13 protein-coding genes are annotated in these 14,550 nt (G+C 62.0%); 8 read left to right on the top strand and 5 right to left on the bottom strand.

What is annotated here, in order from left to right:
• Position 1 precedes the first annotated feature (1 nt).
• Entirely contained in the window at positions 2-1,012 is a 1,011-nt protein-coding gene (locus tag YH62_RS15065) for a glycosyltransferase (RefSeq protein ID WP_046795005.1), read from the bottom strand.
• A 207-nt stretch (positions 1,013-1,219) separates the two neighbouring features.
• Between YH62_RS15065 and YH62_RS15060 the strand changes: the two genes are divergently transcribed.
• The gene (locus YH62_RS15060; protein WP_046795004.1) at positions 1,220-2,425 is read left to right on the top strand and encodes a glycosyltransferase; all 1,206 of its coding nucleotides are present in this window, start codon (positions 1,220-1,222) and stop codon (positions 2,423-2,425) included.
• A gap of 6 nt (positions 2,426-2,431) precedes the next feature.
• Here the strand turns inward: YH62_RS15060 and YH62_RS15055 are convergent, their stop codons facing one another.
• Genes YH62_RS15055 through YH62_RS15040 form a run of 4 tightly spaced genes read right to left on the bottom strand, consistent with a single transcriptional unit; the run spans position 2,432 to position 7,059 of the window.
• Positions 2,432-3,421, bottom strand: a complete 990-nt coding sequence (locus YH62_RS15055) for a glycosyltransferase family 2 protein (RefSeq protein ID WP_046795003.1) — start codon at positions 3,419-3,421, stop codon at positions 2,432-2,434.
• Positions 3,421-4,218: a hypothetical protein gene (locus YH62_RS29110; protein ID WP_052760418.1), complete on the bottom strand. Its 798-nt coding sequence runs from the start codon at positions 4,216-4,218 to the stop codon at positions 3,421-3,423. The genes YH62_RS15055 and YH62_RS29110 overlap by 1 nt, the downstream gene beginning before the upstream one ends.
• Before the next feature lie 53 nt (positions 4,219-4,271).
• Positions 4,272-5,753, bottom strand: coding sequence for a hypothetical protein (locus tag YH62_RS15045; protein WP_046795002.1), 1,482 nt, complete (start codon positions 5,751-5,753; stop codon positions 4,272-4,274).
• A gap of 52 nt (positions 5,754-5,805) precedes the next feature.
• A complete protein-coding gene (locus YH62_RS15040; RefSeq protein WP_046795001.1) occupies positions 5,806-7,059 on the bottom strand; it encodes a polysaccharide biosynthesis/export family protein in 1,254 nt (417 codons plus the stop codon).
• Positions 7,060-7,341: 282 nt separating this feature from the next.
• Between YH62_RS15040 and YH62_RS15035 the strand changes: the two genes are divergently transcribed.
• The 7 genes from YH62_RS15035 (at position 7,342) to YH62_RS15005 (ending at position 14,540) form a co-directional block, all read left to right on the top strand.
• Complete coding sequence (locus YH62_RS15035) at positions 7,342-8,391, top strand: hypothetical protein (RefSeq protein WP_137326532.1); 1,050 nt, start codon at positions 7,342-7,344, stop codon at positions 8,389-8,391.
• A gap of 6 nt (positions 8,392-8,397) precedes the next feature.
• Complete coding sequence (gene epsE, locus YH62_RS15030; RefSeq protein WP_046794999.1) at positions 8,398-9,639, top strand: exopolysaccharide biosynthesis GT4 family glycosyltransferase EpsE; 1,242 nt, start codon at positions 8,398-8,400, stop codon at positions 9,637-9,639.
• Between the two features lie 189 nt (positions 9,640-9,828).
• The gene (locus tag YH62_RS15025; protein ID WP_052760417.1) at positions 9,829-10,824 is read left to right on the top strand and encodes a glycosyltransferase family 61 protein; all 996 of its coding nucleotides are present in this window, start codon (positions 9,829-9,831) and stop codon (positions 10,822-10,824) included.
• Complete coding sequence (locus YH62_RS15020; RefSeq protein WP_082118353.1) at positions 10,821-11,426, top strand: serine acetyltransferase; 606 nt, start codon at positions 10,821-10,823, stop codon at positions 11,424-11,426. The genes YH62_RS15025 and YH62_RS15020 overlap by 4 nt, the downstream gene beginning before the upstream one ends.
• Before the next feature lie 29 nt (positions 11,427-11,455).
• The gene (locus YH62_RS15015) at positions 11,456-13,087 is read left to right on the top strand and encodes an AMP-binding protein (protein WP_046794997.1); all 1,632 of its coding nucleotides are present in this window, start codon (positions 11,456-11,458) and stop codon (positions 13,085-13,087) included.
• The gene (locus tag YH62_RS15010; RefSeq protein WP_245282095.1) at positions 13,084-13,320 is read left to right on the top strand and encodes a phosphopantetheine-binding protein; all 237 of its coding nucleotides are present in this window, start codon (positions 13,084-13,086) and stop codon (positions 13,318-13,320) included. Before YH62_RS15015 ends, YH62_RS15010 begins: the two co-directional genes overlap by 4 nt.
• A complete protein-coding gene (locus YH62_RS15005; RefSeq protein ID WP_046794995.1) occupies positions 13,320-14,540 on the top strand; it encodes a decarboxylase in 1,221 nt (406 codons plus the stop codon). The genes YH62_RS15010 and YH62_RS15005 overlap by 1 nt, the downstream gene beginning before the upstream one ends.
• The last annotated feature ends 10 nt before the right edge of the window (positions 14,541-14,550 follow it).

Below are 14,550 nucleotides of genomic sequence, written 5' to 3'. Positions count from 1 at the left end.
CTCATTTGTATTCGATGATCGCCTGCCGCCGTCCGATGAGCCTGTTGATATGGAAACGGACGATGCCCTGCATTTCGGCGAATTTGCCGAGCACGGCGAAGATGGCATTGGTCCAGCGGGCGGGGGTGGCCGGAGACCTGCGGGCCAAACGGACGATCTGAAGCGGGTAGACCAGAAGGAGCCCGAGAGCGGCGGGCTGAACGATCGCGCTGGCAAGCGCGATCAAGGGCAGGAGGCCGCCCCAGAAGACAGAGCGGCGGACATTCCGCGTCCAGATCCTGAATGGCGAGCCGCGATGCAGATGGGATACTTCCGCGTAGGCATGTCCGCAGCGCACGCTTCGTTTCCACCATTGGCCGAGGCGGGTTATGTCGGCATCATGGCGGGTCATTTCCACGGGCAGGCGCCAAATCCGCCAAGCCTTCTTGCGCAGGCGGATGCAAAGCTCCGGCTCCTCACCGGCGATCAGGTGGTTCGAATAGCCGCCAAGCTCCCATAGGGCGGAGGCCCTGATCAGAATGTCCCCGCCGCATTCCTGGACTTCGCCCGGAACGCCTTCCCATTCCTGATCGCACATGGCGTTGAAAATCGTGCGTTCCGGATGACGCTCCCGACGACGCCCGAAAACCAGGGCGACATCCTTTCTCGCGATCAGGAAGGCTGCGGCGGTTTCGATCCAGCGGCCATCGACTTCGCAATCGCCGTCGACGAACTGTACGAAAGCCGTATCGGGCCAGCGTTGCATCAGGGCGTCGAAGCCGGCATTGCGGGCGCGGGCCGCCGTGAAGGGTCGGGTCAAGTCGAGCTGCAGGACGAAGGCGCAGCGTTCGGCGGCAGCCTCGATGCTGCCGTCACAGGAGCCGGAATCGACGTAAACCGTGCGATCGCGGTATGGCGCAAGGGAATCGAGGCAGCGGATCAGACGCTCGCCCTCGTTCCGCCCGATGACGACCACGCCGGTCGTGGCGCCCAGGGCGGGAAAATCACGGTGAGCTATGGTTGCCGTATCCATCCGGGCGCGCCTCCGGCGCCAGCCGCTTCTCGGATAAGTCTCTATACCGTCTCTAAAATTTAGCTCGTGGCGTGTAAACCTACCCCTTTGGTGGAAGGGGTGAGGGGCGCCTACGCTTTTTGTCCGGCTCAGTCTTCGCGGCCTGTTTTGCTATACCCGAAGGAGGAGACCGCCACAGCGAGCGGACAGGAAAAAGGCGCTTGCGAAATGCGTATCGCGTATTTCACCAACCAGTATCCAGCGCCGAGCCATACTTTCATACGCCGGGAAATCTTAGCCCTCGAAGCGCGGGGGCATGAGATCGCAAGATATGCTGTGCGACCCTTCCGGGGCGAGTTGAAGGACCCCGACGATCTTCTTGAGGGAGAGAAAACGCGGCACCTGCTGAAGGTGCGCGCCTTGCTGGCGCTCGCAAGCGTCCTGCGAAGCTTTTCAGCCAATCCCGCCTCGGCGGTGCGGGCATTCGCCAGCGCGTTCCGGTTCGCGCGGGCCTCCCGCGGGCAGTATTTCAGACATCTCGCCTATTTCTACGAAGGGATGATCCTGGCGGACTGGTGCCGAAAAGACCGGATAGAGCATTTGCATGTCCATTTCGGCACCAATCCCACGACTGTAGCTGTATTGGCGCATCAGATCGGCGGTCTCCGTTTCAGCTTCACGGTGCATGGGCCGGAAGAATTCGACCGGCCTGAAAAGCTGGCGCTCGGCGAAAAGATCTGCGCCTCCTCCTTCGTCGTGGCGGTCAGCTCTTACGGCCGTAGCCAGTTGCTGCGCTGGGCCGATCTCAAGGATTGGCGAAAGGTGCAGGTGGTGCGCTGCGGGATCGACGAGCGCTATCTGAAGGATGACGTGGAGGCCCATGGCATGGAGCCGAGGCTTCTCTGCATCGCGCGCCTATCGGAGCAGAAAGGACATATCCTGCTGCTGCAGGCGGCCGCGAAGCTCCGGGCGGAAGGATTGCATTTCAAGCTGGTTCTGGTGGGCGACGGGCCGCTGAGAGCGGAGATCGAACGGGAGACCGGCCGGCTCGGCCTTGAGGACAGTGTGATCCTGACGGGCACGCTCGCACAGGAAGCCGTCCGAAGCGAGATCCTGCGGGCAAGGGCGCTGGTGCTGCCGAGTTTCGCGGAAGGGCTGCCGGTCGTGCTGATGGAGAGCCTGGCGTTGAAGCGCCCGGTGATCTCGACCTATATCGCCGGCATTCCCGAGCTGGTGCAGCCGGACAATGGCTGGCTCGTTCCCGCCGGCGATCTCGATGCGCTCGCAAACGCAATGCGGCAGGCGCTTTCAGCGAGCGATTTCGAACTCTTCCGAAAGGGCGAGGCAGGCCGCCGGCGTACGCTGGAGCGGCACGATATCAACAGGTCGGCGGCACTCCTGGAAAGCCTGATGGCGCAGGCCGGTACCGCCTAGAGTGATTCAGGTGCTGCGGAAGGGGCGGGCGTGGCGGATGAAATCCTGCAGGAGATGCGGCGGCGCGTTTCCGTGGCCGCCCTCGATCAGCAGGCGGGTGCGCCATAGCAGGTGGCCAGCGAGCCAGGCGAGGTCGGCAAGGACCGCGTAAACCGTGCCCTTGTGCTTGAGGTAGTATCGGCGCCTGGATTCGAACCAGTAGACCGGTCGTCTCGAAGGGCGATCGTGCCGCGTGACGCCCGTCGACTGGCCGACAAGATGCACGACCCGGCTCTCCGGGACATGCCAGCAGGACCAGCCGGCGCGGGCTGCGCGAAGGCAGAAATCGAGCTCCTCGTAATAGAGGAAATATCCCTCGTCGAGATAGCCGACCTCTCTCAACACATCCGCGCGCACGATCATGCAGGCGCCCGATACCCAGTCGATCCGGCTGGCTTCCTTCGGCATATCGGGAGCGATGCGCCAGCGATCGAGCAGGCGGGTGATCGGGCCGAACTTGGCTTCGCTTTCGAATTCATTGGCAATGGAGGGAAAGCGGAAGGCGCAGGCCTGCCCCTTGCCGTCCGGGTGCTCAAGGCGGCTGCCGGCTATGCCCGCCTCGCCATTGGCGTCCATGAACTCGACCAGCCGGGTAATACTGCCCGGCCGGGCAACCGTATCGGGATTGAGCAGCAGGACATAACGCGGATTGCCGAAATTCGCCCTGGCATATTCGATGCCCCGGTTGTTGCCATAGGCAAAGCCGCCGTTCACATCGAGAGCAAGACCTGTGGTGTCGGCCCAACCGTTCTCGCTGATGGCTGCTGAGATGCGCTCGGCCGAGCCGTCGCCGGAGGCTCCATCGACAACGACGATGCGGGTTTCCGAGGGTATGGTTCCCGGCACATGCAGGGACGCCAGACAATCGACGACGAGATCGGCGGTGCGGAAATTGACGATGACGATCGCCAGCTTGAAGCCGGTGCCGTCGAGAAGATCATCCGGGCCGGAAGACATCAGAGACCGTGCCTCTTCGTCTTGTTGAGGACGACCTGCATTCCCTTGCCGGGCTTGAGATAACTGCGGCAGATCTCCAGTTCGGAAAGCTTCGAGCGATTGACCGCCAGGACGAAGACGACCGTGTCGGACTCGTCCACGAACGGAACCGCCTCGTCCGAACTCAGCATCGGCGGCAGGTCGAGCAGCGTAACCGTCGGCTTCAATATCTGGCGGGCATAGCGCACCTGCGCCCTCATTCGCGCAAGATCGGCCGCGAGCGGAATCTTGCCGGGTCCCCAGGCGGCACGCAGAAGGTGGATATCCACCCCGCGCAGACCGACCGAGGTCAACCAACCGCCAAGCGGATCATCCAATAACGGTTCATCGGGCAGTCCAAGAACATCTCCGACCGCCGGCCTTCGTGCATTGGCGTCCACAAGCAGTACGCTCGTTCCCGGCACCCGGGCGAAGCTGAAGGCAAGATTGACGGCCGTCACCGTCGCGCCGCAGCCCCGTGTCGGCGCGATGACCGAAATCACCCGCATGTCGCGGTCTTCCGGCTCGTTCAGCAATTGGTTGCGCAGCGCGTCGTAAGCATGCGCCATCGAGCTGTCGCTGTCGAACGCGATGATGCGCTTGGCGTAAAGGAGCGCGGCGGAGAGCTGTTCGACCTCCTCGGCAGCGGAGCCTGCTTCCGAAACGTGGTGCCCGTTGACCGCAACATTCGCCGCCCGAGCGTCGAACTCGACGACCTCGGCATCGTCCAGCCGGTCCACCATTCTGCTGTTGGGCGAGAGGTTCTTGATGATTTCCATGGATGCTGTGCCTTTGCGATCTATGCGGCTTCCATTCACGGCATGTCAGTCTGCTAGGTTCCTGCCGGACCGGCGTTTCCGCGGGTTCGCCAATAGGCCGTTACTCTGCGCCGCTCCGGGGTCCAGCGCGGAATCACCACCAGCGTCTGGCCTGCAAGGGCCTGTGCAAGGTCAAATGTTCCACGGATTGAACCGTCGAAAAGATGGGCGGCATAGATCCCCGCAAGGCCGGCAGCACCGGCGGCGACGCATACGGCGAGCGCCAGATAGAGGCGTCGCGGGCCGGACGGGCCCGTGGGGATCTCCGGCTGCTCGACGATATCGATCTGCTGCATGGCCTGGCGTTCCTCGAGCCGCTCGCCGAGAAGCGCGGTGTCGAGCTTGGCCTGCATCTCATCCATGCTTCTTTGCAGGGAAAGCTTTTCCGCTTCGTTGGCCTGGATCTGCGCCTCGACTTCCGGCGCACGCGAGATGATTTCCCTCAAGCGGTTGATCCGCCCGGCGAGTTCATTTCGCTGGTTTACAGTTTGCTCCTGGCGCGGCTTGATATTGGCGATGCGCTCGGCGACCAGAATGAATTCCGCGGGCAGGTTCTTGATCTCCTCGGCCGTCGGCATCTCGGTTGCGGCAACCGGAGATGCGATGGCAATCCGGGATTGCAGTTCTTCGAAGCGTTGTCTCATCGCGCGGACTTGCGGATGGGCATCGGAATAGACGAGCGATTTGGCGGCGAGATCGGCTTCCAGCGTCGCGATCTGGGAGTGGAGACGGTTCGCATCGCTCGCCTGCTCGACACCCATGCGGAGCTGCGCTTCCAGAAGACGAATTTCCTCGTTGAGGGCGACGACGGTCCGCTCGAAGGTTGCAAGCTCCTGCTCCTTCGCTTGGAGCTCGATCAGGATGGTCGGCATCCGCGAGGGGTGGGCTTCCTTGTTTTCCTCGATATACTCGGACCAGGCGGCTTCGCGCTCGCGAAAACGCCGTGCCAATCCGTCCATCTCCCGGTTGAGAAAGGTCGCCGTTTCGGAAGCCCGTGCGGTGCGCAGGCGCTTGTTTTCATCGACGATCCGCGACACGAGGTCCGAAACGATCGGCGCAGTCAGGGCCGGATCGCCGTATTTGAAGCCGACCCGCACCGTTGCGCTCCTCGCGATCTGGTCGGCCCCATCCGTCATCTCGATCTGAAGCGTAATGTGATTGCGCACGATGCCTGCGAAATTGTTCTTGGGCAGGGCGTTCTTCAGTCCGGGGAAAAGATCGTATTTGTCCGCCAGTTCGAGGAGGTTGTTGCGGGAGAGCACGCGCTGTTCGATGAACTGCAGCCGGTCGTTGGAGACGGTCGGAGAGACCAGGGTCGACGGGATCTGCTGGAACTCCATCAACAGCAGGGCTTCCGAGTGATAGTTCCGGGGCATGCTCAGGATGATGCCCGCTCCGGCGACAAGAGCGATCAGCACCGGCACGATGGCATAGAGGGGTTTGGCGAGCGCAACCTCGCAATAGTAGATGATGTTGCGGATCAGCTCGTTGATCATTTTCTCGCCTCGTCGTGTCGGCAGCTGAACACTTTGGCCATGAAACCCTTCCTCATCGCGCCACTGTTTCGGTGGATTGCGCGGGTGGAGGATCTTCCGGCTGGGATGCGGGAGCGGCATTTGCGACAGGGGCCGGCTCCACATCGTGGTAGGACAAGCGCAACAGATCCCCCGGCATAAGAGGTGTGGTCTCCGTGGCATCCAGTTCCCGTATCTCGCCATCGACCGAGCGGACTATGCGGTAGGAGAGCACGCGCCGGGCCCTCTGTTGGTTGGCCAGCGCATTTTCTCCGTAGATCGACATGATGCGGGTGCTGTCGGAGAGCCTTGCCTCGGTCTCCTCATAGTCGCGCCTGGCGGCGTTGAGCTCCACGAGCAATTGGGTGTGACGCCCCTGTCTTGCGCTTTCGTAACGGGCGTTTTCCGCAAGGCGCGCCCGCTCGGCCGTCGCTATTTCCGACATCAGACGGCTGACCTGCCCCTCGAGTTCAGCGATCACGCCTTCCTGCACCATTTGCTGGGAGCTTTCCGCTCCGCCCTTCGCGACCAGTGTGGTGATGCTTTGTAGGCGGCGTTTGGCGAGATCCACCCGTTTCGAGACCATATCGACCTGTTCGCGCAGGGCGGCGGCATTCCTTTCGGTGAGCTCCTCGGCCTGGCGCTGAGCCCTCTCCTCCATGGAAACCGCCTCGCGGCGGGAATTCAGGAGCGACTGTTCCTGTGCCAGCGCGGGGTTGGACGCGAGCTCTTCGGGCGTGCCGAGGGTGGTCGCTTCCTTAAGCTCCGCCTCCAGCCGCTGTATGCGGGCTTTCAGCTCTTCCAGATGCTTGCCCGCGTGTTCCACCTCGCGCTGCACGACTACCGACCTGTCCTGGTCGGCGGCGAGCAAAGCGGTCCGATAGACGCCGCCGGCGACGCTGATGCCGTGCAGAACCGTCATGTCGGCGCGATGGGGATATTCGCCGGGCGTGACCACCTCGCCGGTAACATAGATGAGCGACTGATGCTGGGCGTTCGGGCGCAGCATGATGGTAAGGTTCGGAACGTCCTTGAAATAGGGTTTCAGCCGGTCGAGAAGCTGGGCTTCCAGTTCCGACAGGGAGAGGTCGGCCCCCTTCAGGTGCCCGGCTAGCGGAAAGGAGAGCCAGCCATCCGGAGCGATGACGATTTCGCGGCCGAGTTCCGGCTCCTGCGCGATCCATACCTGCAGCGTATCGCCCGGCTGCAGGCGGTAGGTGGTTTGCGCTGCAGCGCCGATGAACGACAGGCAAAGAAACAGGCCCGCGAGACTCGTCCTCCCACGCATTCAATCACTCCAGATGGTTATTTGCAGAACCCCTGCCCATCCCTCCGGGGATAGGGTGACCAATATTACGGCGGCGCCCGACGACTGGAAACGAGGCACAAAGGAGTACGCCTCGGCTTTTGGATATAGCCCGAATGGATGAGGCCGGACGTGATCCTCGCGCCTTTAGGGTAGGGCGGTCCGCCCAATCGTAAGCTTGTGAAATCGAAGTGCCGGCACAACCATGTGCCCCATAGACGCACGTGAACCTGCGATACGTCGCGAAGGCCGGAGCGGCGGAGAATGAGCTTTTCAAGAATGTTCGCGATTGCCTGTGCAAGTTCGACAATCTTCTCGATTGCCGTCGGGGCGGCCATGTTGGGATCGGAGACTATCGAAGTTCATCCTTCCTCCGGGTTGCAGCAGCCCTTCCTGCCTTCCGACAAGGGGCATGCGCTGATCTCGGGACATAGCCTGACGGATCGTCCTTTCCCCGATTACCTGAGCGAAATCGCAGGCAATGCCGGCATTCCCATTTCATGGAAGATGCAGCACGCGAGCGGCTCTTCCATCGGTCAGCGCTTGGCGGGAAAATTTCCCCGTCTCGATACCAGGCCCTACGATCTGCTCATCATCACGGAGCAGCATGGGCTTCTCGATTCGCTTGCATGGCACGATACGGTGAGCGCGCTTTACCGATTCCACAGTGACTTCATCGCCGCCAATCCCGCCGGAACCAGTTATTTCTACACCCCATGGATCAGTCTGACGGACAGGCGCGACCCCGTTGGTTGGATCGATTACGAGCGGCAAGCGCTGCCGGTCTGGCGCTGTGTCGTGGAGCGGGTGAATGCCGAGATCGCGGCGGCCGGGCGTCCGGACCGGGTGCGGTTCATTCCGACATCGCTGGCGCTGGCGGAACTTGTCGAACGCCTCATGTCCGATCCCGCCTTCAACGGCTTCGAGGATCAGGATGGCGCGGCCCGCATGGATGCGATCTTTGCCGATACGGTTCATCTGACACCGCTCGGAGCTTATTATGTGGCGGCGGTCAGTTTTGCGACGATCTACGGCCGCGGAATGGACGAGCTTTCTCCGCCACGGATGTTCGATGCGACTCAGGCTTCCGCGCTACGGACGTTTGCGGCGGAGTTTGTGAGAAATTATCGGGCTCGAGCGTCGAGCGATGCCGGGGATTGCGCCAAGCCGGTACCGCTTGCTTTCGTGCTGCAATACATGTCCTACACGGTGCAAATCCGGCGTCCCGACGAGCGCAGTCGTCTGATGGCGCAGCTTCACCGTCTGAAGAACACCATCCACTTTGCCTGGCGGTTCAGAAACGGTCTTGGGTGAGCATCGATGACCCAGAAGATCGGTTTCTTCATACCGGAGTTTCCAGGACAGACCCATATCTTTCTCTGGCGGGAGCATCAGGCCCTGGCCGAACTCGGCATAGAGGCGGAATTCGTTTCCACTTCGCATCCGCCGAAGGCTGTGACCTCGCATTCCTGGGCGGAAGAAGCACGCGGGAAGACCAGCTATCTCCTCCCCTTCCGTCCGCGCGATACGCTTGCCGCGCTCGGGGAGCTGGTGCGGGCGGGGCCGAGAGGGATAGGCCGGAGCCTTGCTGCGGCTGCGAGCGCGGAAGTCAGGTCTCCGGCGGGCCGCTTGAGATCACTGGCGATGATACCGGCTGCCGCTAAGCTCGCCTGGCTCGCGCGCCGCGGGCAATGGACGCATATCCATGTGCATTCCTGCGCCGACGCGGCCAATGTCGCAGCGCTCGCATCGTTGCTTTCGGGGATACCTTACAGCCTGACGCTGCATGGGCCGACGCTGGAGGGATATGGGCCCAATCAGCCGCAGAAATGGAGGAACGCCGCCTTCGCGACGGTGATTTCCAGGCGGCTGTTCGACGTTGTCAGCGAGCGGCTGAACGGCGCCAAGCCCTCCCGGATCGCGATCGCGCCCATGGGCGTGGATCTCGATCAAATCCACCGCAGCCGGCCTTATGTGCCCTGGAAGCCGGGCGAGCCGTGCCGGATCTTCACCTGCGGCCGGCTCAATCCGGTAAAGGGTCACGACATCCTTCTCGAAACCGTGGAAATGCTGCGCGAGCGGGGTATCGACGTCCGCCTGCAGATCGCCGGGGAGGACGAGCAGGGCGGCCGCGGCTATCGCAAGAGGCTGGAGGCTCTGATCTGCGACAAGCGCCTCACGGAAAATGTCGAACTACTTGGGGCGGTTTCCGAAACACGGGTTCGGCAGGCTCTCGATGATGCGCATATCTTCGCGCTCGCAAGCCTGGATGAGGGTATTTCCGTCGCCATCATGGAGGCCATGGCCATGGAGCTGCCGGTGATCGTGACCGACGTGGGGGGAAATAGCGAACTCATCGACCACAGGGTGGATGCGATATTGGTCCAGCCACGGCAGCCGAAGGAAATGGCGGATGCGATAGAGGAGGTACTCGGAAACGAGGATTTCTCGCGGCGTCTGAGGCAGGCCTCGCGCGCCAAGATAGCCGCCAGCTTCCATCACCGCATCAGCGCCCAGGCGATAGCCGGTTTTCTGGGGCAACAGGAGCCGACACCCGCCTGATACATCGAAATGAGTAGGCCGATCGCCCAATGGCTACGGCGAAAGCCGCCGCAACTATGCGATTATCTCCATGAGGGCGTGGAACAAAGGGGAGGCGTGCTTCTGCTCATAGCGCCCGTTAAACGCAGCGGGGACAGTGAGTTGATTTCGTTTCGGCCCATCGTGCATTCGTTCAGAAAAGCCGCCGGTATGCCCTTTCCGGATATCGAGGCGGTTGCTTCGGAACGTTGGACGATCGCACCCGCCACCAAGCGTTTCATTCCTCCCGCCAAGTTCCTGCCCCATCATCTCGACCGCATCCGCGGCGCAGAATTCGGTTCCGTCGCCGAAGTGCTGAAAGGCTTTCGGGGGAAATACGAAACCACCCAGGAGGCGACCATCGGCTATCGGCTCAAGGATGTCGATCTGATCGACGGCGTGCTCTATGCGCGAAACGCCTCCAAGAGTCTGAGGCCGCGGGCCCGTAAGCTGCCCGTCTACGCTTCCCCGAGGGACACCACCAGCGGCGCGCTCTTCGAGAGCTGGATAGGCAATCGCTGGTTCGGCAACTGGCTTTCCGACGATTGCCTGACCTATTCACTGGCGGAGGAATACGGCACGCCAGTCACGACACGGCCGATCACGCGCGGCCATGAACCGCAATATGCGCAGAAATTGGACCTGAGGCCGATCTATGTCGGCGACATCCACTTCGACGAACTCATCCTCTTCAGGGACAAGGGTCAGAACGAAGGAAAGAAGAAGCGTGCCCTCGAGATCAGGGAAAAGCTGCTCGCCTCGGCCAAACCTTCCAGTCATCCCGGCGTATTCATTCTCAGGGGCGACAAGGGCGATCACCGCATATTGTCGAACGAGACGGAGATCGCCGAGCAGTTCGCCGCTCGTCACGGCTTCCGGATCATCGATCCGCTCGCCTCATCCGTCGACGATATCGTCAATGCCTGCGCCGGCGCCAGCGTTGTCGCGGGCGTCGAGGGCAGCCATCTGGTTCATGCGCTGACGGTCATGTCGCAGGATGCCAGCCTTTTCGTGATCCAGCCGGCAGACCGGGTGGTCTCTGTCCTCAAGGTCATCACGGATCGTCAGGGGCAGGGCTTCGCCTTCGTCGTGGGCGATGGAGATCGCAAGAACTTCCGTGTCGAGTGGAGTGATATCGAGCGGACAATGGAGCTGGTGCACGCATGATTTGGCGGCTTCTAACCATCGCTTCCCAATCAAACGCGGCCGAGCCGCAGAAGGTGGTCTCGTTCCGGGCACAAGTCCGCAAGGATTACGAGCGGCATGGCGGGACGGTTTTCAATGCGGGCTTCATTACGCTTCTCGTCTATCGCTTCGGCCGCTGGGGGGAGGAACGCCGGAATTCCTTTGTCCGCAAGGTCTGCAGGAAAATCTACGGCGCGGTCAGCGCCATCGTCTCGACGATCACGCGGGTCTGGATTCCTGCACAGGCGACATTGGGCGAGGGGTTCCACATCATCCATGCGGAGGGGTCGATATCCATCCATCCCGGCGCGGTGATCGGAAAGCGATGCGGCATCATGCACAATGTCACGATCGGGACGAACATGACCGCGGGTGCGCCGACGATCGGTGACGACGTCTTCATCGGCGTGAACTCGACCATTCTCGGCGAAATCCAGATCGGCGATCGGGTCCGCATCGCCGCCAATACGGCGGTCACCACCGACATTCCCTCGGATTCGGTCGTGGTGGGGTCGCCCGCGAAGATCTATCCCCGCCTCGGACCATTCCTGAGCCGGGACGGAAAGACAGATACGGATACCTGAGAGCCGCCGATGCAGATGAGGAGCCGCTCATGAACGCACTGACGACAAGCTTCTATCAGCTTCTGGCCGACAATATCGACGTGCGGCCCGGCAAGCCGGCGGTTATCGATGGCCATCGCGCGGTGAGCTATGCGGCGCTGGCGTCGGAGGTGGATCGGCTGGCGGGCTACCTGCAGGGCCGCGACATCCGGCCGGGCGACCGGGTGATCGTGCATCTGCGCAAAAGCGTCGCGGAAGTCGCCGCCATGTTCGCGGTGGCCAAGGTCGGCGCGGTGATCGTCAATGTGAACACCCAGTGGACGATCGAGCAGCTCGAATACGTTGCCGACGATTGCGGCGCGCGGCTGATGATCGTCGAATCCCGGACTGCCGAGGCGCTGGTCGTGCGAAGGCTTCCCGGCACGGTGGAGAGCGTGCTCGTCAAGGGCAATCTGCCGGCAGAAGCGATGTTCGACGCCTGGGATCACCTGCCCCATGAACTGGCCGGCGACGAGATATCGCGGCTCGATACCGAGCTTGCGATGATCATCTACACGTCCGGTTCCACCGGAATGCCGAAGGGGGTCATGCTCACCCATCGCAACATCGTTGCGGGCGCCCGCTCGGTGGCGCGCTATCTCGGGCTACGCGAGGACGAGCGGCTGTTGAGCGTGCTGCCCTACAGTTTCGACTATGGCCTCAACCAGCTCACCACCATGATGCTGGTCGGCGGCACCGTGGTTCACCAGGCCGTTTCCATGGCGGCCGAAATCATCCAGACGATGCAGAGGCATCGGATCACCGGCGTTGCGGCAGTGCCGCCGCTCTGGAGCCAGATCGTGCGCTTGCTTGCGGAAAGACCGACGGATTTTCCCGATCTCAGGCGGATCACCAATTCCGGCGGCAAGATATCGCTCAATATCCTGCAGCAGATTCCGCGCGTCTTTCCGGAGGTCGACGTCTATCTGATGTACGGGCTGACCGAGGCCTTCCGATCGACCTATCTCGCGCCAGAGAAGTTCCGGCGCAAGATGGGAGCGATCGGTCAGGCGATCCCCGGTGCGGAAGTCTATGTGATCAAGCCTGGCGAGGGCATCGCCCATCCCGGCGAGCAGGGTGAACTCGTGCATCGCGGACCGCTGGTGAGCCTCGGCTACTGGGGCAGGCCGGAGGTGACGGAGCAGAAGATCAGGCCCTGTCCGGAACTCTGGAACCTGATTGGAGACGAGCCGGTCGTCTATAGCGGCGATATCGTCAGGATCGACGCCGATGGAGATCTCTGGTTCGTCGGCCGCAACGACGCGATGATCAAGACGAGCGGTTTCCGCGTGAGCCCCGACGAAATCGAGGACCTCATCTGCCGCAGCGGCGTGGTCGCCGAGGCGGTGGCGTTCGGCGTCGATCACGAGGACCTCGGGCAGGCCGTCCACGTGGCCGCCATGCCCATCGGCAGCTTCGACGAGGAGGCCCTGCTGCGCTACTGCCGCCGCGCCATGCCTTCCTACATGGTGCCTCACCGGTTCCATGTCTGGCGGGAAAGCATGCCGCGCACATCGAGCGGAAAACTCGCGCGGCCGGACGTGGTTCGCCTCTGCCGCGAATGGATGCGATCCGGCGGCGGGCCGCTCGGCATCGGCGCATCGATCAGTTCTGCAAATAGCGAAATCAGGGAGAATGTATGATGGCGCTTACCCATGGAAAGCTGATCGCGTACCTGAAGGATACGCTCAGCATCGGCGATGCGGATAGCGAGAGCGAGCTTTTTTCCTCCGGCCTTCTCGATTCGGTTTCGATGGTGAACCTGCTTGCCTTCATCGAGGAGACCACAGGCACGGCAATCCACGCGGAGGACGTGACGCTCGAGAATTTCGACACGCCGGCCCGAATCCTTCGCTTTGCCGAAGCCGTCGCCTGATGAACCACACCTCTGCGCTCGATGTCTGGCTCCAGAGTGCGGCGGCGTCCTTTGGGACACCCGCATATGTCTACTTCACCTCAGCGATCGAAAGCCGCTCCAGGCTGCTGCGGGAGGCATTCGAGGGGCGGTTCGCGCTGAGCTTTGCCGCAAAGAGCAATCCCAATCCGGCGCTGCTGGCTTTCATGAAAAGTCAGGCCGAATTTCTTGATGTATCCTCGATCGGCGAGTTCAGGACGGCGATCGCCGCCGGCTGGGAGCCGGGCCAGATCAGCTTTACAGGACCTGGGAAGCGCGATTTCGAAATCCATGAAGCGATCGAGGGCGGGATCGGTGAAATGATTCTGGAATCGGTTCGGGAGGCATATCTGGCCGACGGGGCGGCGCGCAGCGCAGGGCATGTGCAGGATGTGCTTGTCCGGATCGCACCTCCAGTGGTTCCGAAGGGATTTGGCGACCAGATGGCCGGCAGGCCCTCGCCCTTCGGCATAGATTGGGAGGACGTATCCAGGGAGATGCCTCGGATCGCCGCCCTTCCCAACCTGCGGATTGCCGGCCTGCATATCTATGCCGGCACGCAATGCCTGAAGCCGGAGGCGATCTGCGAGAATTACCGGAATTTCCTCACTATCTTCCGGGAGGTTTGCGGCCGCTATATCCCGCGCCCGGCGAAACTGGTTTTCGGTTCCGGCCTCGGCATTCCCTATCATGATGGTGACAGCCCGCTCGATCTTGCGGTTGTTGCAGACGGTATCGCAGCCGAGCTCGACGCCCTCAAGGCCGAGCCGCAATTCACCGATACGCGCCTGATCCTGGAACTGGGGCGGTATCTCGTCGGCGAAGCCGGGTATTTTCTGACGCGCGTCGTCTCCATCAAGGAGTCCCGCGGTGTGAAGATCGGCGTCTGCGATGGCGGAATGAACAATCACTTGCCGGCATCCGGCCATTTCGGAATGGTGATGCACAGAAACTATTCGATGCACAAGGTCGGAGGGCAGGGGGAGACCGAGAAGGTTAATCTGGTGGGCCCACTCTGCACGTCCATCGACAGGCTGGCCATCGGCGTCGAGCTTCCGCGGCTGGAGGAGGGCGATCTGATCGCCGTTCACAACAGCGGCGCCTACGGCCTGACGGCAAGCCCCATCCACTTCATCAGTCATACGCCACCGCGGGAAATCCTGATCGAGGCTTCGGGGATGCGGGACGTCACCCGGTTTTGATGGTTGACCC

Source organism: Rhizobium sp. LC145 (assembly GCF_001005825.1).
Lineage (GTDB): Bacteria > Pseudomonadota > Alphaproteobacteria > Rhizobiales > Rhizobiaceae > Neorhizobium.
Note: the sequence above shows the minus strand (reverse complement) of the source record. Positions and strands in the feature narration are given on the sequence as shown.